22 protein-coding genes are annotated in these 18,892 nt (G+C 70.9%); 17 read left to right on the top strand and 5 right to left on the bottom strand.

Annotated elements, in window-relative coordinates:
• Nucleotides 1-321: 321 nt before the first annotated feature.
• The gene (locus AB0N63_RS27780; protein WP_365532842.1) at nucleotides 322-621 is read right to left on the bottom strand and encodes a helix-turn-helix domain-containing protein; all 300 of its coding nucleotides are present in this window, start codon (nucleotides 619-621) and stop codon (nucleotides 322-324) included.
• 113 nt (nucleotides 622-734) lie between these two features.
• On the opposite strand from AB0N63_RS27780, the gene AB0N63_RS27775 reads away from it, so the two are divergent.
• Nucleotides 735-1,379, top strand: coding sequence for an HAD family hydrolase (locus AB0N63_RS27775; RefSeq protein ID WP_365532841.1), 645 nt, complete (start codon nucleotides 735-737; stop codon nucleotides 1,377-1,379).
• Nucleotides 1,380-1,389: 10 nt separating this feature from the next.
• A complete protein-coding gene (locus tag AB0N63_RS27770; protein ID WP_365532839.1) occupies nucleotides 1,390-2,229 on the top strand; it encodes a DUF1932 domain-containing protein in 840 nt (279 codons plus the stop codon).
• A 7-nt stretch (nucleotides 2,230-2,236) separates the two neighbouring features.
• Here AB0N63_RS27770 and AB0N63_RS27765 read toward each other — a convergent pair whose 3' ends face one another.
• The 3 genes from AB0N63_RS27765 to AB0N63_RS27755 form a co-directional block, all read right to left on the bottom strand.
• Nucleotides 2,237-2,806 (bottom strand): guanylate kinase, encoded by a 570-nt coding sequence (locus AB0N63_RS27765; RefSeq protein WP_365532837.1) that lies wholly within the window; start codon nucleotides 2,804-2,806, stop codon nucleotides 2,237-2,239.
• Entirely contained in the window at nucleotides 2,803-3,840 is a 1,038-nt protein-coding gene (locus AB0N63_RS27760) for an AAA family ATPase (RefSeq protein WP_365532835.1), read from the bottom strand. Before AB0N63_RS27760 ends, AB0N63_RS27765 begins: the two co-directional genes overlap by 4 nt.
• A gap of 182 nt (nucleotides 3,841-4,022) precedes the next feature.
• On the bottom strand, nucleotides 4,023-4,814 hold the full coding sequence (locus tag AB0N63_RS27755) for a GntR family transcriptional regulator (protein ID WP_365532834.1): 792 nt from the start codon (nucleotides 4,812-4,814) through the stop codon (nucleotides 4,023-4,025).
• Between the two features lie 438 nt (nucleotides 4,815-5,252).
• Here AB0N63_RS27755 and AB0N63_RS27750 point away from each other — a divergent pair, with 438 nt between their 5' ends.
• The 13 genes from AB0N63_RS27750 (at nucleotide 5,253) to AB0N63_RS27690 (ending at nucleotide 16,830) form a co-directional block, all read left to right on the top strand.
• Complete coding sequence (locus AB0N63_RS27750; RefSeq protein ID WP_365532832.1) at nucleotides 5,253-5,861, top strand: hypothetical protein; 609 nt, start codon at nucleotides 5,253-5,255, stop codon at nucleotides 5,859-5,861.
• 173 nt (nucleotides 5,862-6,034) lie between these two features.
• On the top strand, nucleotides 6,035-6,199 hold the full coding sequence (locus AB0N63_RS27745; protein WP_365532830.1) for a hypothetical protein: 165 nt from the start codon (nucleotides 6,035-6,037) through the stop codon (nucleotides 6,197-6,199).
• A 272-nt stretch (nucleotides 6,200-6,471) separates the two neighbouring features.
• A complete protein-coding gene (locus tag AB0N63_RS27740; protein WP_365532827.1) occupies nucleotides 6,472-6,783 on the top strand; it encodes a WhiB family transcriptional regulator in 312 nt (103 codons plus the stop codon).
• Between the two features lie 110 nt (nucleotides 6,784-6,893).
• A complete protein-coding gene (locus AB0N63_RS27735; RefSeq protein WP_365532825.1) occupies nucleotides 6,894-7,253 on the top strand; it encodes a hypothetical protein in 360 nt (119 codons plus the stop codon).
• 240 nt (nucleotides 7,254-7,493) lie between these two features.
• Complete coding sequence (locus AB0N63_RS27730; protein ID WP_365532824.1) at nucleotides 7,494-9,362, top strand: DUF2637 domain-containing protein; 1,869 nt, start codon at nucleotides 7,494-7,496, stop codon at nucleotides 9,360-9,362.
• Nucleotides 9,363-9,497: 135 nt separating this feature from the next.
• A complete protein-coding gene (locus AB0N63_RS27725; RefSeq protein ID WP_365532823.1) occupies nucleotides 9,498-10,046 on the top strand; it encodes a hypothetical protein in 549 nt (182 codons plus the stop codon).
• The gene (locus tag AB0N63_RS27720; RefSeq protein ID WP_311579348.1) at nucleotides 10,043-10,246 is read left to right on the top strand and encodes a hypothetical protein; all 204 of its coding nucleotides are present in this window, start codon (nucleotides 10,043-10,045) and stop codon (nucleotides 10,244-10,246) included. The genes AB0N63_RS27725 and AB0N63_RS27720 overlap by 4 nt, the downstream gene beginning before the upstream one ends.
• Nucleotides 10,247-10,369: 123 nt before the next feature.
• Nucleotides 10,370-13,000 carry a hypothetical protein gene (locus tag AB0N63_RS27715; RefSeq protein WP_365532821.1) on the top strand — a complete coding sequence of 877 codons (2,631 nt, stop codon included), beginning with the start codon at nucleotides 10,370-10,372 and terminating at the stop codon, nucleotides 12,998-13,000.
• A gap of 11 nt (nucleotides 13,001-13,011) precedes the next feature.
• Nucleotides 13,012-13,440 (top strand): conjugal transfer protein TraB, encoded by a 429-nt coding sequence (locus AB0N63_RS27710; RefSeq protein WP_365532819.1) that lies wholly within the window; start codon nucleotides 13,012-13,014, stop codon nucleotides 13,438-13,440.
• Between the two features lie 84 nt (nucleotides 13,441-13,524).
• Nucleotides 13,525-15,792: a hypothetical protein gene (locus tag AB0N63_RS27705; RefSeq protein ID WP_365532817.1), complete on the top strand. Its 2,268-nt coding sequence runs from the start codon at nucleotides 13,525-13,527 to the stop codon at nucleotides 15,790-15,792.
• A 39-nt stretch (nucleotides 15,793-15,831) separates the two neighbouring features.
• Complete coding sequence (locus tag AB0N63_RS27700; RefSeq protein WP_029380917.1) at nucleotides 15,832-16,020, top strand: hypothetical protein; 189 nt, start codon at nucleotides 15,832-15,834, stop codon at nucleotides 16,018-16,020.
• Between the two features lie 48 nt (nucleotides 16,021-16,068).
• Nucleotides 16,069-16,260 (top strand): hypothetical protein, encoded by a 192-nt coding sequence (locus tag AB0N63_RS27695; RefSeq protein ID WP_365532815.1) that lies wholly within the window; start codon nucleotides 16,069-16,071, stop codon nucleotides 16,258-16,260.
• A gap of 84 nt (nucleotides 16,261-16,344) precedes the next feature.
• Complete coding sequence (locus tag AB0N63_RS27690) at nucleotides 16,345-16,830, top strand: hypothetical protein (RefSeq protein ID WP_365532813.1); 486 nt, start codon at nucleotides 16,345-16,347, stop codon at nucleotides 16,828-16,830.
• 83 nt (nucleotides 16,831-16,913) lie between these two features.
• Here AB0N63_RS27690 and AB0N63_RS27685 read toward each other — a convergent pair whose 3' ends face one another.
• Nucleotides 16,914-17,132: a hypothetical protein gene (locus tag AB0N63_RS27685; RefSeq protein ID WP_217144802.1), complete on the bottom strand. Its 219-nt coding sequence runs from the start codon at nucleotides 17,130-17,132 to the stop codon at nucleotides 16,914-16,916.
• Nucleotides 17,133-17,225: 93 nt separating this feature from the next.
• Here AB0N63_RS27685 and AB0N63_RS27680 point away from each other — a divergent pair, with 93 nt between their 5' ends.
• Nucleotides 17,226-17,660: a hypothetical protein gene (locus AB0N63_RS27680; protein ID WP_365532811.1), complete on the top strand. Its 435-nt coding sequence runs from the start codon at nucleotides 17,226-17,228 to the stop codon at nucleotides 17,658-17,660.
• Nucleotides 17,661-17,706: 46 nt separating this feature from the next.
• The gene (locus tag AB0N63_RS27675) at nucleotides 17,707-18,801 is read left to right on the top strand and encodes a hypothetical protein (protein WP_365532808.1); all 1,095 of its coding nucleotides are present in this window, start codon (nucleotides 17,707-17,709) and stop codon (nucleotides 18,799-18,801) included.
• The last annotated feature ends 91 nt before the right edge of the window (nucleotides 18,802-18,892 follow it).

Here is an 18,892-nt window from a genome sequence, read left to right as displayed (position 1 = left end):
GACGGATGACGCGGACAGCCCTCGGGCTGGTCGCGTGCGGTGATCTCCCTTCGGGGCGGTTGCTGTGCGGCTCCGACGGCCTGCGAAAGCCGCCGGAACCGGGTGCGGAAGCCCCTTTGCGAGAGGGGCGACTGCGGTAGTGCTGGTCCTTACGGACCGGTTGTGTGAGATGAGCCAGCTCAACGAGCTGGAGCCCAGAGCCGGGTGCGAACCGGAGACTGGGTGGCCGACACGGGTTGCGAATCCGGTCGGCGAGACGGGCCGCGCGGCCGTAGTGGATTGCGAGTCCACTTTTTTGGCGCGCGGCCGGTGGCGGCTACGTCACCCCGACCCCCTCGATTTCGAGGCTGGCGTCGGCATGCCTTCATCTGGCTTTGCGGATTCGGGATACCGCTCCGCGAGCCGCTTGAGCAGATGCATGTAGACAGCGCGGTGCGGACGCCGAGGGTGGGTCTGCCCCAGCTCCCAACGGGCCACGGCAAGGCGCTTCACGCCCACGGCTTCCGCGACCTCCTGCTGCGTGAGGCCAGCCGCGAGGCGCAGTTTCGCGCGCACAGCTGGTGGCGGCAGGATGTCGTCCACGAGGGCGTCGACCCGCTTCAAGCGGTTCGGGTCGGTCACAGCGCAGCCTCTCAAGATCGAAGGTACTCTGAAAGATACACGACGCGATCTCTGTCTGGGAGTGGACACCACGTGAGCCGTCTGCCGCATGGTGCCCGATAGGGTTCGTGCACGTGGCTCGCCTCGCGTTTTTCGATCTGGACGGCACGCTGGCCGATCGGCAATCGGCGCTGAACGACGCGTTGACGTGCCTGTGCCGCTCCCGAGCGCTTTCTGCAGATGCCGAACAGTGGCTGCGCACTGCGCTGGCCGACCGGGCGACCGCCGGCGACTTCGCCCGGCTGCGGGAAGCCTTCGGCTTGGAGGTGTCGGCCGCGGACTTGTGGCAGGAGTACGTCGACCTCATGGCGGCCGCCGTCACCTGTCGCCCCGAGGTCCTCGAGGGCCTGACCCGCCTGCGCGCGGCCGCATGGACGATCGGTGTTATCACCAACGGGGCTGGCGATATTCAGCGAGCCAAGCTCGCCGGGACCGGTCTCGCCCCCCTTGTCGACGGTGTCGCTGCCTCCGGCGACCTGGAGATCCGCAAGCCGGACCGGCGCCTCTTTGAACTCGGGGCTGCCCGGTGTGGCGTCAGCCTTGCAGGCGGCGGTTGGATGGTCGGCGACAACCCGACTGGAGACATCGGCGGTGGCCACCAGGCTGGCCTGCGCACCATCTGGTTGCGCGGACGCCCCTGGCCTGACGGACTTCCCGCTGCTCGTCACGTAGTCGACGACGTCACCGACGCCATCACCATCCTGCTCAACGAGAACTAGGAGTAGCTCCGTGGACCAGCCGACCGTCGGCATCCTCCACCCCGGCAGCATGGGCGCCGCGGTGGCCGCCTGCGCCGCGACCAACGCAACCGAGGTCTTGTGGTGCGAGACCGGGCGCAGCACCGCGTCCACGGAGCGCGCTGCCCGGTTCGGACTGGCACCCGTGGCTTCGCTGGCCGAGTTGCTGGACCGCAGTGACATCGTAATCAGCCTTTGCCCGCCGGCCGCCGCCGAGGACTTGGCCCGCGACGTCGCTGGGCACCACTTTGCCGGGCTGTACGTGGAGGCGAACGCCATCAGCCCCGAGCGAACCAAACGGATCGCCGCGCTGCTCGAGTGCAACGCGACCGTCGTAGACGGTGGCGTCGTAGGCTCCCCGCCGGTCGGCGGCAAGACGCCGACTCTGTACCTGTCCGGCCCGGATGACGCGACCGTGAGCCTCCAGGCTCTGTTCGCGGACACTGCCGTCCGAACAGCAGTGTTGGGCGCCGAGGTGGGGAAGGCGTCCGCACTGAAGTTGTCGTACGCCTCGTTCCAGAAGACCAGCCGCGTCCTGGTGGCGCTTGCAGTCGGCATGGCGCGCGAGCATGGCGTCGACCAGGAGCTCATTGAGGTCGCCTCCCGGCGCACCGACTCGTACCTCTCCGAGCCGCAGTACGTCGCCAAGGCCGCCGCGCGCGCCTGGCGCTGGGGCCCGGAACTGGAGGAAGCCGCCGACACCCTCGCGGCCGCCGGCCTCCCACCAGAGATGCTGCGTGCGGCCGCGTCCACGCTGGCACGGTGGAACGACGCCAAGGACGACAGCTCGCTCACGCTCGCTGACGCCTTGGACCGACTCGCCCAGCCGTAGCCCACGCTCATGGCGCTGCCGCCCCTGCCCGCTGCGCGAGCAGATGGTCGATGAGCCGCGCCGAATCCTGGGGAGATGCCACCGTGGTGTCCACCCTCAAGTCCCAGATCGCGCCCGGGTGCGCGTCCAGATCCTCGCGAGTCGCATCCCATGCCACCAGCCGCGCCGCGGTGTCCTTGTCTCCCCGGCCCAACGATCGGTCAGCCGTCGCCTTGCGGGGGCACCACAGCAGCACCACCGACCAGTCCGCACGATAGCCGTCGACCAGCGCCCGAATGCCGTCGACCTGCCCAAGGTGCACTACCGGCACCCCGGCCGCGAAGGCTGCGTCCAAGCCAGGCGCGTCGATGACGTACGTGTTGCCATACCGCGTGTTCGCGTAGACGACGTCGCCCGCGGCCTCCAGCTCGCGCAGCTGCTCCATCGTGCCCATCCGGTAGCCGGCCGATTTGCCGATGCCGACCTTGAGCCGGGCGAACTGCGCGTATCGCGGGCTCAACTCGGTGAGGGCCGCGGTGACGGTGTCCTTCCCGGCCGCCGGCGGGCCGTACAGGATCACACCCTGCTTCGAACTCACGCGTACATCGCCCCCATCGCCTGCCGGGCCTGGTCCGCGAGCGTTACCGCAGTGCCCAACCTGTTGTCGACGACCAGATGCGGCACCGCCGGGCGCAGCTCCAGGTCGATCGTGGCCATGTACTCATCCCACCGCTGGAGCTTCCATGCATCGCGGGCAGCGGACCGGAAGGTGATGTACTCGCGCATTGACTCCTCATCGCACCGCACCCATACGGGGAAGACATCAACGCCCATGGATGCGGCCCGATTCGACAGGCGCTTCATCCAGTCCGGGTCGGTCATCTCCGCGATGAACGGAGCGGTCAGCACGGTGGAGATGCCGCACTTGATGTTGGCCATGGCCGACTGCATCAGGCAGTCGTACTCCACCGGCCGGACCTGTGACCGGTAGAGGTCGGTGTGCCGGTCGTTCGCGTCGCCACCCAGCGCAACCAGGAGGCGTTCCACGAGTGGGCGGGTGAGCGGGTCCTTGTCGAGCAGCGGCCAGCCGGTGAGCTGAACAAAAAAGCGGGCAAGCTCGGTTTTCCCGCTGCCAGCGAACCCACCGACGAGGATCAAGACGGGACGGTGCGGGTCGCCACCGGTGTGCCTCCGCTTCCACGCGTCGATGATGCGCTGCTGGAGCGCGAAGTGGTCGGCATCATCACTGCCGGGCGCAATGCGGTGGATCGCCCGCTCGACAGCGAGGACATGCGCGCCATTGAGGCGGTCGTCCATCGGTGTCAGCGTGAAGGAGGTCTCCTCCCCTGGCAACGCGGCCCGGAAACCGAGGTCGGGTTCGGTCGCGCGGTAGAGGAGGCAGTAGGCGCGCCGGTAGTGCGGGCCTGGGTAGACCTCCCCCTGCTCGTGCTGCCACAAGGTCTGAGGATTCGCAGCTGGAATGCCCTTGAGCCTGGCTCGTTCAGCGACTTCCCGAAGCCGCTCGCCGGCCTTCTCCAGGGTCAGGCCGTGAGCCTCGCGCTGCTCCCGCAGCCGGTCCGGCCTCCACCCGGCTCGCTGCTTCCCCACCCTTTGCCCCTCCGTCATCGTCATGGCCGCGAGCCTAGGGCTCGGGCTACATATCGCATGTATACGCGGATGTTGAAAACGTGTGAATGGCGGTGCGTATGAGCTTGGACAAGCCGCTGTGATGGTTCGCCCCACCCGGCCCGAGTGTGATGGTCCTCACGAGATGAGCAGCCGACGGGAGGGGAGCTATGGCACGCGAGGTGCGGTCAACGGTCGTCGTCACCATCTCCGTCGTCTTCAGCGAGGCGAGCACTCGCGTGGCGTCGGATGGAGTAGCCGATCTCGAACTCTTCGGCGCTCATCCTGGTGTCGTTCAGTTCGACAACCTCGCCGTTGGGGCTGGTCGTGACTCGCACGACGCGCAGGAGCGGAACGCCAACGTCGGCTGGGAGGTTCAATGCCTCCGCCTCTTCAGGCGAGGGCATGCGGGCGGAGACACTTTCGCTCCAGCGGAGCGGGCGGTGGCCCATCTCCTCCAGGCGGTCGTAGATGCCACCGGGCCCCGTGTCGGCCTCCGCGAGTCGAGTTCCTCGAGCGAGGTCGGCTGGCAGGTAGCTGGTGGCCAACTGCTTCGGCTTCCTGCTCTCGGGGTCGCCCATCACGCGGTCGCGAACAAGGACTTCGGACCCGGTGGCGAGACCCATGAGGGCAGCGAGGTCGACCGGCACCACGCCCCAACGCAAGGTGGGAGGCTCCAAGGCCACCCACGGTTGGGCAGTCGGGTCGAAGTAGTAGCCGATCTCATCGCGGAAGACCTGGCGGGATCGGGTGATGCGCCGCTTCTCAGGCCGCTCCCGCACGATGGTCCCTCTGCGGCGTACCGCGACTACCAGACCCTCTTGCTCCAAGAGCGAGATGGCGCTTCGCACGGTCTGATAGCCAGCGCCGTACTGGGCCTGGAGCTCGGTGAGCATCGGCAGCTTATCGCCCGGCATGTATCGCCCCTCGCCGATCTGCTGTCGCAGGTCAGCGGCGATGTCGCGATACGAGACGGGCATCGGAGCCACCTTTCAGAGTGCTGCGCGGATCTGATTCTAGGGCTAGCTCTATCAGGCGGCGACGTGCGAGTACAACCGATCGACACGAATAGGGCTATCGCTATTGACTCTGCGGGTCGACATGGTCTCTACTAGGCGATAGCGATAGCTCTAACGCTCCGTTGAGCAGTGGTTACCGCCCTTCAGCACCACCGCAGTAGTCGTCCGCCCTTCGGGGCGGCGGGGTAGTCCTCGGTGACCCGAGGACGCTCCTCGGGTCACCGAGGATGCGAGAGCACCATCGAACTCCCCCGGAGCCTGACGGCACGACGACTGCGTGCACGTCGCAGCGCTGTGCGCTGTCTGTCCTGCGGGACGCCGGCCTCGTGTCGTGCGGCCCGGAGGGCGGAGAGAGCATCGCGACCCGCGTCCCCGCCGCCCCATCCGTGAGGAGCTCAGATGTCTGCTTCGACCCTTGAGCGCACCGCCCGTCCCCGCCGCAGCCGGACCCGCTCCCGCACCGTCAACAGCCGCCCGGCGCTGGCCCTCTCCACCCTCCGGCCCCACCAGTACGACCTGCGCCCCGCCTGCGCATCGCTGGTCTGCCCCGACTGCGAGACGTGGGTGCCGATCACCGGCCTCCAGACCAAGAAGCCCAAGGTCGTGCCGCACGACACCGGCCGCGCGGGCAAGGACGCGGCCGTCCGCTGCCGCCTGGGCAGCAACCGCCTGGTTACGGTCGACGTCACGGTCCGGAAGTGGGAGGAGCGCCTGACGGACGGCAACTCGGAGACCGCACACCGCCGCCGGACCACCGTGCGGCGCAAGCCCAAGGTCGCGGTCGCCCCGGCCGTCAGCCAGATCGCCGCGCAGAAGCAGACGCCGGCGGCCGACGAGCCCGGCGACGGCCGCCCCCTGTGGCTGCTGCGCAAGGAACAGTGGGCGGCGACCGAGCCCGCGGTCCGCGACTCCGACACCCGCCGCGCGCAGCTGCCCGCCGGTGCCGCGCCGCTGGGAGCGCCGCCGGTTCCGCTCACGACGCTGCACCCCGAGCGCTGCGCGAGCTGACCCGCCCCGGACGAACGACCACGGCCCCGGCCACCCCGCAGAGGGGCGGCCGGGGCCGTGGCTGCTCGTACAAGCAGTCAGCTCCCCAAGTGGGGAGTGATCGCGACAGCCCTTGGGATTGCGGCCCGACGGGCTGTCCAGGACCTGACTCGGAGGACCTGATGCAGCACAGCATGACACGCACCACGGCACAGCCGCGGGCCGGGATCATCGACGACATCGAGCGCGAGGACGACGCCAAGGGCTACGAGCCCGAGGACGCCGCCCGCGTCGACGTCGCCCTGGTCCTCGTTCTCAACACCGCGCCGGCGGCGACCGACTGGGAGGTGGCGGCGTGATCACCAGCCTCACCGACGCCGAACGCGACGAACTGTCGCGGAAGAACGCGGAGCAGAACCGCCGGTCGGAGAACAACCGCCGCTGACCGCCCGCCAATCCAAGCAGCGCCGCCCCGGCCCTGCCCGTCGCCCCCGCGCCTTCCCGGCCGGGGGCGGCGGAGAGCGTTGGGAGCTCCCGCCCGCTCCGGCCGTCAGGCCGCCACAACACGCAACAGCCCCGGGGCGGCCACCCCGGGGCTGACTTCTTGCTCTGGACCTTCTGGGAGGCCCTGATGAATCGCGACTCCATCGTACGCACCAGCTACGCCCCCGACGCCGACCTGCCCGTCAACACCAACTGGCGCGAGGACGGCGCCTGCACGCGGGAGGACCCCGAGCTGTTCTTCCCCATCGGCAACACCGGCCCGGCCCTCCTGCAGATCGAGGAGGCCAAGTCGGTGTGCCGCAGGTGCCCCGTGCTGGAGCGCTGCGCCTCCTGGGCGCTGGAGATGGGCGAGGACCACGGCGTGTGGGGCGGCATGAGCGAGGACGACCGCCGCCGCATCAAGCGCCGCGCCGCCCGCAACCGCACCAAGGCCGCCTGATCCGGTCTGGCGGCTGCCTGATCCGCCCGCACTGACCGCTGCACCACGGCGGCCGGGACGGGCGGTGACGGGGAGCCGGACAGCCCGGACCGACAGCCGAGGGAGGCCTCATGGCCACGACGATGACCCCGCTCCAGCCCGGCACGGAAGCCGCCGCCCAGGCGTGCGCCTTCGCGATCTTCGGCAGCGACATCCCGCCGATCGACCCCGACGACTACGACGGCAGCTGGCGCACCACCCTCCACGTCATCGCGGAGGAGTGGGTGGGCGAGGGCCATGTCGAGCGGCACGCCGCCCGCACCGCGACCGCGATCAACGACCTGCTGAACACGCAGAAGCTGTTCGGCGAGGGATCGCCCGAGGCGCGCGCCGCTGGCACTGCGCTCAAGCCGCTGATCGACAAGTGCCGGATCTACGGCATCACCACCGACGACCTCCGCCGCGACGGCGCGCAGCTCCACACGAGCTGATTTCGCGCCCGTCCGGCGGGAACCGATCCCAGTTTCGCGCCCGTCCTGCGCCGCTTCGCGAGTACGGCCGCCCACCCCCCGGGCCGCCGGCCTTTTCGTGTGCGCGGAGCGGGTAGAGCCGGTGTCCGGTTCGCAAGCAACCATCCGCACAACCGGCCGCTTCGGGAACGCCTCACCGCATTTCGGGAGCAGCCCCCGCCGTTTCGCGCACGCCCTGAACGACCGCCTCCGGAGGCCCCCATGACGATCACCGACTGGCCGCGAACTGCGGCTGAGCCCGACCCCGACTCGGCTTCACCGGCCGCCGTTTCGGGAACGCCCAAGCCGGTTTCGCAGACGCCCGGCACCGTTTCGGAGACGGCGGAGTTCGTTTCGGAGACGGAAAGCGGAACCGGAACGGACCGCTCCCCGGCGAAGCTGACCGGCACCCAGAAGTGGACGGCCGGAGCGATCGTCGCTGCCGCGCTCGCCCTTGCGGGCATCGGCCTGTACCTGTCCTTCGAGCACGTCGCCCAGTTCGCTCACGAGGAGCTGCGCTTCGGCTCGCTGGGCAAGGGTCAGCTGTTCGCGGTCGGCGTCGACGTCGGCATCATGGTGATGATCGCGGTCGACCTGCTGATGGCATGGCTCAAGCGCCCCATCAGCTGGATCCGCTACCCGGTGTGGCTGCTGACCGCCGCGACGGTCGTCCTCAACGCCGCGTCCGGCGCCCCGGAAGGGGCCTGGAAGCTGCTGGACTACGTCGCGGCCGGCGCGCACGGCGTCGTGCCGGTCCTGTTCATCACGGTCGTCGAACTCGGGCGCACCGCGATCGACCGGGTTGTCCGGCCTGAGCAGGCCGAACGAGACTCGATCCCGTGGCTGCGGTGGGTCCTCGCCCCGGTCGCGACCGCCCGGATCTTCCGCCGGATGCGGCTGTGGGGCGTCACCTCCTACCCGGAGATGATCCGCCGCGACCAGCAGCTCATCGCGTACGAGCAGTGGCTCAAGCGCAAGTACGACGGCGACATCTCCCAGGCCAGCGAGGATGAGCTGCTGCCGATGAAGATGGCCCCCTACGGCTACACCGTCGACCAGGCCCTGGCCATGCCCGACGAGCAGGAACAGGCAGCTCAGGAGCGCGCGGAGGAAGCCGAGCGCCGCCGCCTGGACGCGGAGACGCGCAGCGAGGTCGCCAAGGCGGAGTCCGAAGCCGAGCGGCTGCGCGCCAAGGGCAAGGTGGAGCTGGTCCAGGCGGAGGTCGAAGGCCAGACCGGCCAGGCCCGCGCCCACGCCCGAGCCCAGGTCAGCGCCGCAGAGCGGGCCGCTGAGCTGGAGCAGCAGGCCCTCGACAACGCCGTGATCGCCGAAGCCCGCGCCCGCGAGGCCGAGGCGGAGCGCAAGGAGGCCCAGGAGCGCAAGGCGGCGGCCGCCGCCGACCTGGAGAAGGCCGAGCTGGAGCGCAAGGCCGCTGAGCAGCGCAAGGCGGCGGCCGAGGCGGACAAGGTCGCGGCTGCGGAGGCGGGCGCGATCGAGACCGAGCGGATCGCGCAGGCCCGCCGGACGGCGGCCGCCGCGGACCTGGAGGCAGCCGAGCTGGAGCGCCAGGCAGCCCAGAAGCGGAAGGAAGCGGCGGAGGCCGACCGGGTCGCCGCAGCGGAGGCACAGGCCATCGAGACCCAGGCCATCGCCGAAGCCCGCCAGGCCGCTGCCGAAGCCGACCGGCGTGCTGCCGAAACGGAGAAGGCCGCTGCCGAAACGCGGCGCGCTGCCGTCGAAGCCCACCGCAAGAAGGCGGAAGAGGACCGCCGCCGGGAGGCCGCTCTCGCCGACATCGCGCGCGCCAAGAAGGAGGCCGCCGAAGCCGAGCGGGCTGCTGCCGAAACGCGGCGGGTCGCTGCCGAAATCGAGCGGCGCGCGGTCGAAGCCGAGGACGCCGCGAAGCTCAAGCCACGCGAGCGCGCGGTCCGCAAGGTCGCCCGGATGATCCTCGCCGTCGGCGGCGACGCCGACCAGCTGCCGCTCACCAAGATCCAGCACGAGCTGGCGGTCACCTCGCCCGGCACTGCCTCGGAGTACCGCCAGGAGGCAGCCGAGCTGCTCGCCGGCGGATACCGCCCGGAGCAGTGACCTGCACGAACCGCGGTTTCGACGGTTCCACCGGCCCCCGAGATGCCGTCAACAACTCGGGGGCGCGGTGAAGGCGCCGAAACGCCACGACAAAGCCTCCCAGATCGCCCCCGCCCCCAGAAGGAGAACCCACTCATGGATATCAACGCCCTGTTCACGGACGAGGGCCTGCGGGCCTTCACCGCCACCGTCCGCGACCAGCACGTTCGTGACGCTCAGCAGTACGGGCAGATCGCGGACATCGTGCGCCGGCGCCTGGAGCAGACGCCGATCGACGGCGACCGCTGGATGTCCAAGAAGCTCCGCGCCTGGAAGGTGTCGCGGCAGCTCAAGGCCATGCAGAAGGCGTCCGGCGAGGCCGCGAGCAAGGCGGAGGCCCTGTACGCGACCTACAAGAACGAGGTCCTGGAGCTCCCCCAGCGCAGGGCCGCGGCTGAGGCCCGGAAGCTGGAGCGCAAGCAGGGCAGGCAGGCCGCCCTGGGCGCCGCCGTCGCCAAGTCCCTGGACAAGACGGTGACCCCGCTCAACAGCCCCTCCGAGCAGGCGCCGGGCGCGGTCCCGCAGGCGAGGCCGGCGGAGTTCGTGACCCCGGACAACCCCTGGAACCAGTGGCCGATGGCGGCCGGTGGTGAGCGGCCGATCAGCACGATCAACGACTACTTCGGGAAGGGAGAAGGGCAGTGACGACGCCTCGGCAGACGCAAAACCGCGCGAAGTTCTGGAACGCGCGGGTCGCGGAGGCCCAGAGCGACCAGGAGCGGGCCGGGGTCTGGTACGACGCGTGCCGGACCCTGGCCCGCCAGGCCGAACGGGACGGCAAGCCGAACCTGTGGCCCGCGCTCACCAAGACGCTGCACGACTTCTACAAGAACCACGGAGGGTGACGAAGTTCTTCTTCATCACCGCTTCCTCCTCGCCGCCTGGAGGACCCAAAGGCGCGCGCGTGTCGTGCGCGCGCGAGGGTGCCCCAGGCGGTGACCGTCTGTCAACTCCGAGAGGGAGACGTCATGGCCGACGACGACGGCCCGAACAACCTGATCCACTTCCCCCGCGTGGGCTACACGGCTCCTGCCGAACCCCCCGCGGAACCCCCCGCTTCGGCCCCGGCCGACGTGCCGTTCGCCGCCCCCGCAGACACCTCCCCGGCCACGCCCGAAGCGTTTGCACCCGCGACGCGAACCGACCCGATGGGCGTCATCGCGACCCTGCCCGAGCCCGGTCTCGGGGCCCCGTTCGCCGCCGACTCGGAGCCCGCCACGGCACCCTCCGCGGCGCCCGCGACGGCGGGCACGATGGTCCCGGCGACCTTCCGTTCGGAAGGTGCGCAGCCCGCCGCGCCGCGCCTGGGATCGCTGTCCCTGGCGGCGATCCTCGCGGTGTCCCTGGCGGCCATGCGCGGCATCCACTCCGCCGTCGCGGCGGGCCGGGCGAACCGGGAGCAGCGCGAAGCGGTCGCGAAGACCGCGAGCACCGCCAAGAACGGCTCCTTGGGGGGCGGTTCGAAGAAGCAGGTGCAGCCCAGCCACGAGTACGGCCGCAAGACCCTCCAGCGCGGCCCTGGCGGCCTGGGCGGCCGCTCCGGCGTCTCGGGTCCAGGCAGGTCAGGGCGGGGCGGCAGCGGGCCGTACAGCGGCTCGGGAGGCCGGGGGCGCGGCGGGTCGACGACCCGCTCACCCAGCGGTTCCGGCGGCGGTGCTGGTGGCGGGCGCGGACGCGGGCCGGGCACCGGCTCGGGCGGCGGCGGCCGCACCACCTCGCCGAACAAGAACAGCTCCGGCATCACCCCGCTCAAGCGCACCTCGCAGGGCGGCGGCGTGAACCTCAAGAAGAACCGCGGCCCCGGATCGTCCGGCGGCTCGGGCGGTTCGGGAGGCTCCGGAGGCGGCAAGGGGCCGAACAACAGCGGCGGCGGGGGCGGAAGGAAGAACCGCGGCCCCGGCAGCGGCGGCGGGTCCGGCCCCTCCGGGGGCGGCGGCTCCACCACGAACCGCAAGCGCGGGCCCGGCAGCGGCGGGTCCGGGGCAGGCGGTTCGTCCGGCGGCCTGGGCAAGAAGCGCGGACCGGGCTCCGGAACGGGGACCGGCAAGGGAACGGGCCCCGGCACCAAGAGCCCCGGCAAGGGCACGGGGTCGGGCGGGAAGACCACGCCCGGCGCGACCACCTCGAAGGGGACCGGTACCGGCAAGGGCACGGAGACCGGCCCCAAGAGCGGCACGAAGAAGTCGCCGCGCGGCACGACCGGCCCGTCCGGGATCCTGCGCAAGAAGCCCGGCACCACCACCTCCGGCACCGGCCCGAAGACCAAGCCGAAGGGGAAGGGCAGCAGCGGCGCGGGCACCACGGCGCCCGGCAGCAAGCGCGGCGGCGGGAAGAAGGGCAAGACCCGCTCCGGCAAGGGCGGGACGATCCCGACCCCAGTGCCCACGGCGCCGGGCGGGAAGTCCCGCAAGGGCAAGAAGCTCACGCTCACGCCGGGGATCGCGCACGGCACCATGGCGGCGTCGGACACGTACGGCTGCCGCTGCCGCAAGTGCCGCCGCTTCGACCGCGAGTACGGCAAGAAGATGGACGCGGCCCGCAAGGCCGCGGCCAGGGGGCGCACCACCTTCGGTGAGGCCGTGCACGAGACCGCGAGCAAGCGGCTCAAGCGCCGCCGCAAGAAGATGGGGCCGCCCATCGTCACCAAGGTCAAGGTCAAGAAGCCGAAGAAGAAGACCGGCCCGAAGACCAAGCCCGGCAGCACCGCGCCCGCCGGTCCCGCCGCGAAGACACCGGCCGGTCCGGCGGCGAAAGCGCCGGCCCGCCGCACGCCCTGGTCCACGGCCAAGGCACGGGCCCGCAAGCGCGCCCGGATGCGCACCACCACGGTTCCCGGGCCCCGCCCGGCACCGACGGCCGGCCCGACCGCACCGACCCCGCCACCGGGCCCGCCCGGTCCTCCGGCAGCTGCACCGGCCCCGGCCGCTGCGGCCGGGGCCACCACCGCCCCGGCCCCGCCGGGCGGCGGCACGGTGCCCGGCACCGAAACCGGCACGCCGCGCCTGTCGCCGTTCGAGGCGATGGGCATGGCGACGGCGGTGTCCGCTCCGGCTGGTCCCATCACGGTCGAGCGGGCCGACTCCCCTGGGCCCGGCCCGGCCACGTCCGGCGGGGGCTTTCCCGCCGGCACCTCGAGCATGAGCACGAAGGAGAACAGCGTGAGTGACGCCTGGCTGACGAAGTGGGGCAGCGGCAGCGTCGCGGACATGGACGCGCAGCACGAGACCGAGGTCACCCTCGACGACACGCTCGACGTCCTGGAGGAGCTGACCGAGCAGTCGTTCAAGGCGCACGAGACCTGCCGCAAGCTCTCCAAGAAGGCGCGGCAGATCCGGCACGAGCTGGACGAACTCGCCGCCGACCTGCGCTCCACGCACAACGTCATCGGCCGCATGACCGGCGCCGCGATGGCCAAGCTCGCGGAGTCCATGGAGCTGCTGGCCCGCAAGGCCGACGAGATGTCCACCAAGTCCCTGACGGCGGCGGAGCTCTCCGAGAGCGCGGAGAACGCCATGTTCGACGCCTACCGGCCCCTCCAGCAGGCCACCGAGGACGCGGGCCTGGCCGTGCCCGCCGCCCGTATCCACAACGAGAACTGAGAGGAGATCACGTGAGCGACAACCTCCCCGCCATCCCGGGCATGAACAACGGCGGCGCCAGCAGCGGCAACGGATTCCTTGCCCTGGCCGGCCGGACCGCCAAGCTCGCCGCCTCCGCCCTCTTCCTCAAGGAGGGCATGCACCTGCTCCGCTCCCACATGCAGGCCAACGCCAACGCGGCCATGCGCCTGTCGGAGATGTGCGGCCAGGCCGAAGTCGAACCCCGGTTCACCTCGATGATCGAGGACACCTCCGCCGCCCTCACCGCGGTCGCTGAGGCGTCCGGGGAGATGGTCAACGCCGCCGACGCTGTCGACACCGACGCCCGCGGCTTCAACAACGCGCACGAGCGGGAGTACCGCCCCGGCTACGAGGCCTCCAACGGCTCCGGCGTGCGCCAGGCCAAGCCCGGCTTCTACCGGCGTACCGGACGCCGCTGACCCACCCACCCCCGCAGCAGCAGGGGCCGGGCCCGCACGCCGGGCCCGGCCCCTGCTGCCCCCTGCCCCTGAACGGAGGCTGTGTTGAGCACCATCGACCAGGCGGCGCCGGCCGCCGACACCACCAAGCGCGTCCCGGGCCACGTCATCTACCGGCGCGTCCTGGCCGAACGCACTTCCTACGCCCTCGCGGCCGCGGGCATGGCCGTCGGCCCGCAGCTGGACGACAGCGCCTGGTCCTACCTCGCCTCCGGCGGGATCGGCCTGGGCACGCTCGCCTGGCTGTACGTGAAGACGAAGGACCCCGACCAGGGCCCCGGGCTGCTGACCCGGGCGCAGCGGGCGATCCCGTTCCTGACGGCCGCCGGCACCTACGTGGCGAACCTGATCACCCCTGGCTTCAACTGGTGGGAGGTCGTCGCCCCGGCCGCGTGGGCGTCCCTGATGGGCTGGATGGCGCCGCTCACCCGCAGCGCCGGCTTGGTCCTGGAGCTCACCGAGCACCAGGCGCAGCACGGCGCCGGTCCCGGGGAGCCGCTGACCTACACCGAGTTCCTCGCCGCGAAATGGGCGCAGGCCACCGGCGACGGCACCCGGCTGGTGTCCATCCAGCCCTACCGCGCCGACCGGCCCGACTTCGAGGCCGTCGTCGTCGCCCAGGCCGGGAAGGCGGTGCCCACCTTCACCGAGGTGCAGCTGGCCGCCGCGTTCGACTTCCCGGTCGGCACCGTGAAGATCCGCCCGATCCAGGGTTCCGGGCCCGGCCGGATGCGGCTGGTCGCCCGCCCCACCACCGAGGACACCGAGGCCGCCGCCGAAGGCATCCGCGGCCTGTGGGAGACCGCGGTCGCCGCCCCGGGCAAGGCCGCCCCCGGCGTCGATCTCATCGACTACCGGTCTGAGCCGCACCGCATCGTGCTGCTGGTCGCCTCCCCTCCCGGCAAAGAGATCCACCTGCCGCACACGGCGATCTGCTCCGCGTTCGGCATCGACGACCCCTCCCGCCTCGTCATCGAAACGGATGGAATTCGTATGGGCGTCATCTCTATCTACAAGACGAACCCGCTGATGAAGGTCCGCAAGGCCACCGTCGAAGACCTGACGATGGACTCCAAGGGCCGCGTCACCATCGGCGTCTGCCACGACGGCAAGCCCGCCCGGATGCGGCTGTGGGACCCCGGACAGGGCGCGCTGCGCGGCATCACCGCCGGCGTCACGGGAGCTGGCAAGTCCGTCCTGCAGAACCTGATCCTCGCCGCGGAGAAGCGCTCCGGCGTCGTCTCCTGGGTCGGCGACGTCCAGGGCGGCATGTCGCTGCCGGAGGCGGAAGGCCGGGTCGACTGGTTCGCCAAGGGCCCGGTGGAAACCCTGCTGATGCTCACGGCCGCGCACGCGGTCATGAAGTACCGCGAGCGGATCTCCAACGAGATGGGCCGCGGCGACTTCGCCCTGAACCGGCCGTGGCCGCTCATCAACATCACGCTGGACGAGATCAACCGGCTGCTGTCCCACCCGGACGAAGCGATGCGCAAGGCGACCGCCTACCTCATCGCCGACATCCAGAAGACCGGCCGCAAGGTCGGCATCGGCATCCGGCTTGCGGTGCAGTCCCTGCACCTCAAGGACCTCGGTGACGACGACGCGATCCGCCAGCAGGGCAAGGTCGGCGCGCTGTTCCTCATGCGCACCGCCTCCTCCTCCACCAAGGAGATGGGTCTGGACGGCATCGCCCCGGCCGGTTTCCAGATGGAGAACATCCCCGCCCGGATCTACGAGAACGGGCAGATCGAGGCGCTGTTCTCCGGCAAGGACGACGAGGACGGCGAGTCCACCGCGGGCATGGCGTACATGTTCCTCGACGGCCGGGCCAAGTTCATGCGCACGTTCTTCGCGGAGAAGAAGGACGGGATCTACCCCGACCTGATCGCCCTGTACGGCGACGAGCCGCCCACCGGGCTGACCGAGGGCGAGGCCAAGGCCGCGCAGGCCGGGGCCGCGGTCTACGGCGTGCGGCACACCAACCCGTACGCCGACTGCGACACCCTCGCCCAGGCGTTCTCCGACGCCCCCGGCAGCAAGCCGACGGCCGGCGCTCCGGCCCCCGACGGCGGCGGCGAGGCACCCGCCCCGTTCGATGCGCCGTTCGACAGCGGCCCCGACATCGGGGAGGAGCCCGGCCTCCAGGACCAGATCCTCGAACTGCTCGCCGACGGCCCCAAGCAGCTCAAGGAGCTGCGCGCCGCGCTGCCCGGCTTCCAGCCCTCCAGCGTCAGCAACGCCTGCTCCCAGCTCAAGGCGAAGGGCCTGGCCATCTCGCGTAGGCGGGGCCTGTGGCAGCTCGCCGACAACTGACCCGCACTCACCACTCACTGACCGAAGGAACTGATACCCGTGGCCCTGTCGATCTCCTTGGTCCTCCTGCTCGGCATCATCGTCGTCATCCTGGTGCGCACCGGCTACCAGCGGATCATGCCGGGCATCGCCGTCTGCCTGTTCGGCTTCTTCCTCGCCAGCACCGGCATCGCCCCCACCATCACCAGCGCCGTGTCCTCCCTCACCGGCTGGATCAGCAGCTTCTGACCACCCCGATCCCGACCCGACCCGCCGAACGAGAAGGAGAACCCGACGATGAACCGCCCCCTGGTCCTGGTCGTCGACGACGCCACCGACCTCCTCGCGGCCAGCCCCCAGGCCCGCGCCCTGGTCGACGAGCTGCTGCGCACCGGCCGCCAGAGCGGCCTGGTGCTCCGCTCCCACACCCGCCGGCCGCTGCAGTACCCCACGCCCGACGCCCTCGAGGACACCGCCGACCAGCGGTAGCCCCGCCCGCTCCCCCGCCCCCTGCGCCCTCCCCGCCACCACGGCGGGGAGGGCGCCCGCGTCTGCCCCGAAACGGAGATCACCGTGGACTTCGACCACATCACCCGCCCGCTGTCCGACTCCGAGGCCAAGGCCGAAGCCGAGCGGATCATCGCCGAAGCGATGCGCCCCGAACGGCACTTCCCGACGTCGTTCCGCGACGACACCCCGCTGCCCGCCTACGGCGACACCCCGCCCGAGAAGCAGGACGACAAGCGGATCGTCCCGGCCTGGGCGGCCGGGATCGCGGTCGCCTCCATCGGTGTCGGCGCAGGCATCACCGGCGTCGGCTGCGGCGCCTGGCTCGTGCTCCAGGGCCTGGCCTCCGTCACGCTCTACGGCGTCCTCATGGTCACCCTGCCGTTCGCGGGCGTCGCCATGGTCGCCACCGCGATCGGCGGCGCGTTCAGCAAGGCTCGCAAGTCCGTGTCCAAGACGGTCTACGAGGGCCCGGTCGTGCAGAACACCCAGATCAACAACACCAGCAACCAGCGCGGGATGTTCTCCCGCACCCGCAACGACGTCCGCTGAGCTCCGGGCGCCCTGCCTCGTATCCGAACACCTCGCCCGCGGGCCGGGGCTTCGGGTGCGGGACAGGCCGTCCGGCCTCGCGGTCAGTCGTAGTCGATCCAGATACGGCCGTGGTCGTCGACCTCGGCACCCCGGATCTGGCCGTCGACGATCGCGCCGTTGATCGTCACCTCGACGTCGTAGTCCACGTCGATCCACAGCACGCCGTCGTCGTCGGTGAACGCGGGCCAGATCTGCCCGTCCGTGTCCACGACCTCTTCGAAGACGACTTCCTCCGGCTCGTCGCGGGTGAACCACCCCATCGCAGCCGCCTCCCCTCTCTCCGGGCCCGTCGCTCACAGCTTGGCCCACTCGCACGCTCCGTGAACACCACATCGTCGACAAGGAGTTGCCCCATGCAGTCCAACGACAACACCCGCCAGGACCGCCAGGAGCTCGCCTACCTCCCCCTGCCCTTCCCGAAGGCGCCGGTCAAGCAGCGCCGCCTCGCCGCGCTGCGCGAGGGACTGCGCGGCTGGTGGAACCGGGCCTGGGACGTCGACGGCGTCCTGTACGAGATGTGGGACGACGTCCTCAGCGCCCCCGAGGACGGCCTCCGGTACATGGCGCCCTGGATCCGCGCCGTGCTGATGACGGCCGGGGTCGCCTTCGTCGTGCTGATGGCCAAGGCCGCCGGCGAAGTCGGCCTCCAGGCGCTGCACCAGATCCTCACCGCCGTGCCCAAGGTGCAGGTCGGCGTCGACACCTCCAGCGGGGTCGCCTCCGTCGTCGACCAGCCGGTGCGCACGTACCTCGCTTGTGTACGGGTGGTCAATGACCAACTGCCTTGAGGCACTACGCGGGAAAATACCTTCGCCATGGAAACCTGGTACCGGCATGATTCCCACCGTGCATGAAGACGAGGGCCATCGCAGGCGCGCGCGATACACGCTGGCTGATGAGGAAATCGGGCATGCCTGGGGCGTCTGCGCCGAGGTGGAAGGGCTGTTCGGGGAGCCCCAGCGGGGAACCTACGAGCTGTTTGGCTGGGTTCCACAGGCAGAAGCGCGCGGTTGGATCGGCAACCGAGTGTGGCTGGTGCCGGACGATGAGACGCTCGATCCCTGGCTGCTGGAGGACGCGGAAAGCGTAGGCCAGCCCCTGGGGGCAGACAGTCTCGTACTCACCGGCTTGGACGACTACGAAGGCCCGCCGGAGGGACACAGGGGCCGAGTTCGCGTGCACGACGGGCACCGCTGGCTGGGCTCCTGCCGAGAATTCGCCCGCGTCCTGCCGCCCAAACAGTCGGCGCCCCCGCTCGTCCTGCGGGGCCTCACCCAGGGTGATCAACTGCGGGCAGCACTGATGAAGGGCACCCGGCGGGCGCTGGACCTGGAGCAGGCCGCCTTGGAGATACAGGACGACCAGGGCGAGCCGCTCACCGAACGCCTGCTCTGGGCCAGAGTCAGCGCCTGGCGCCCATCCTCCTACGGGACGGACCGGATCGACCTGGAGCTCGACGGAGAGCTCTTCACGCCCGTTCCCGAATACGCCCGGCCCATCTGGGAGCGGTGGTTCACCGGACCGCCGGACACCCAGGGTGCCTGGGTCGGCCTCGACACCCGGCGCCGCGGAGCCTGGCTCGACCTCGTCCGAGAGCGGGCCTGCCGGCACCCCCACCGTGACCGGCCGGCCGGTTACGCCTACGAACTCGACGGCCGACACGTCACCGACGAACCGGGCCTCTACCTGGCGCTCGGCGAGGCGGTAAACGGGGCGGGTGGCTACTTCGGCGGCTGTCTTGCCGCAGTCGATGACTGCCTGCGTGGCACCTTCGGCTACACCGCCCCCGCAACGCTGCTCTGGCGGGACGCTGCGACCGCACGCGATCACCTGTCCCAGACCCTGGCACCAGACGGCCAGCCCTACGACCTGTTCGGCGTGGTCCTCGAGGTCCTGGCCGAGGGCGGCATGCACGTCACCTTGGCTTGATCTACGGTCCGCCCGCCGGGCATCGACCATGTCCGGACGGTTTCCAACCACTTGTGCGCCGAGTCAGTGACAGCAATGCCGTACGGTCCGT

It is taken from the genome of Streptomyces sp. NPDC093260, assembly GCF_040683715.1.
Lineage (GTDB): Bacteria > Actinomycetota > Actinomycetes > Streptomycetales > Streptomycetaceae > Streptomyces > Streptomyces sennicomposti.
Note: the sequence above shows the minus strand (reverse complement) of the source record. Positions and strands in the feature narration are given on the sequence as shown.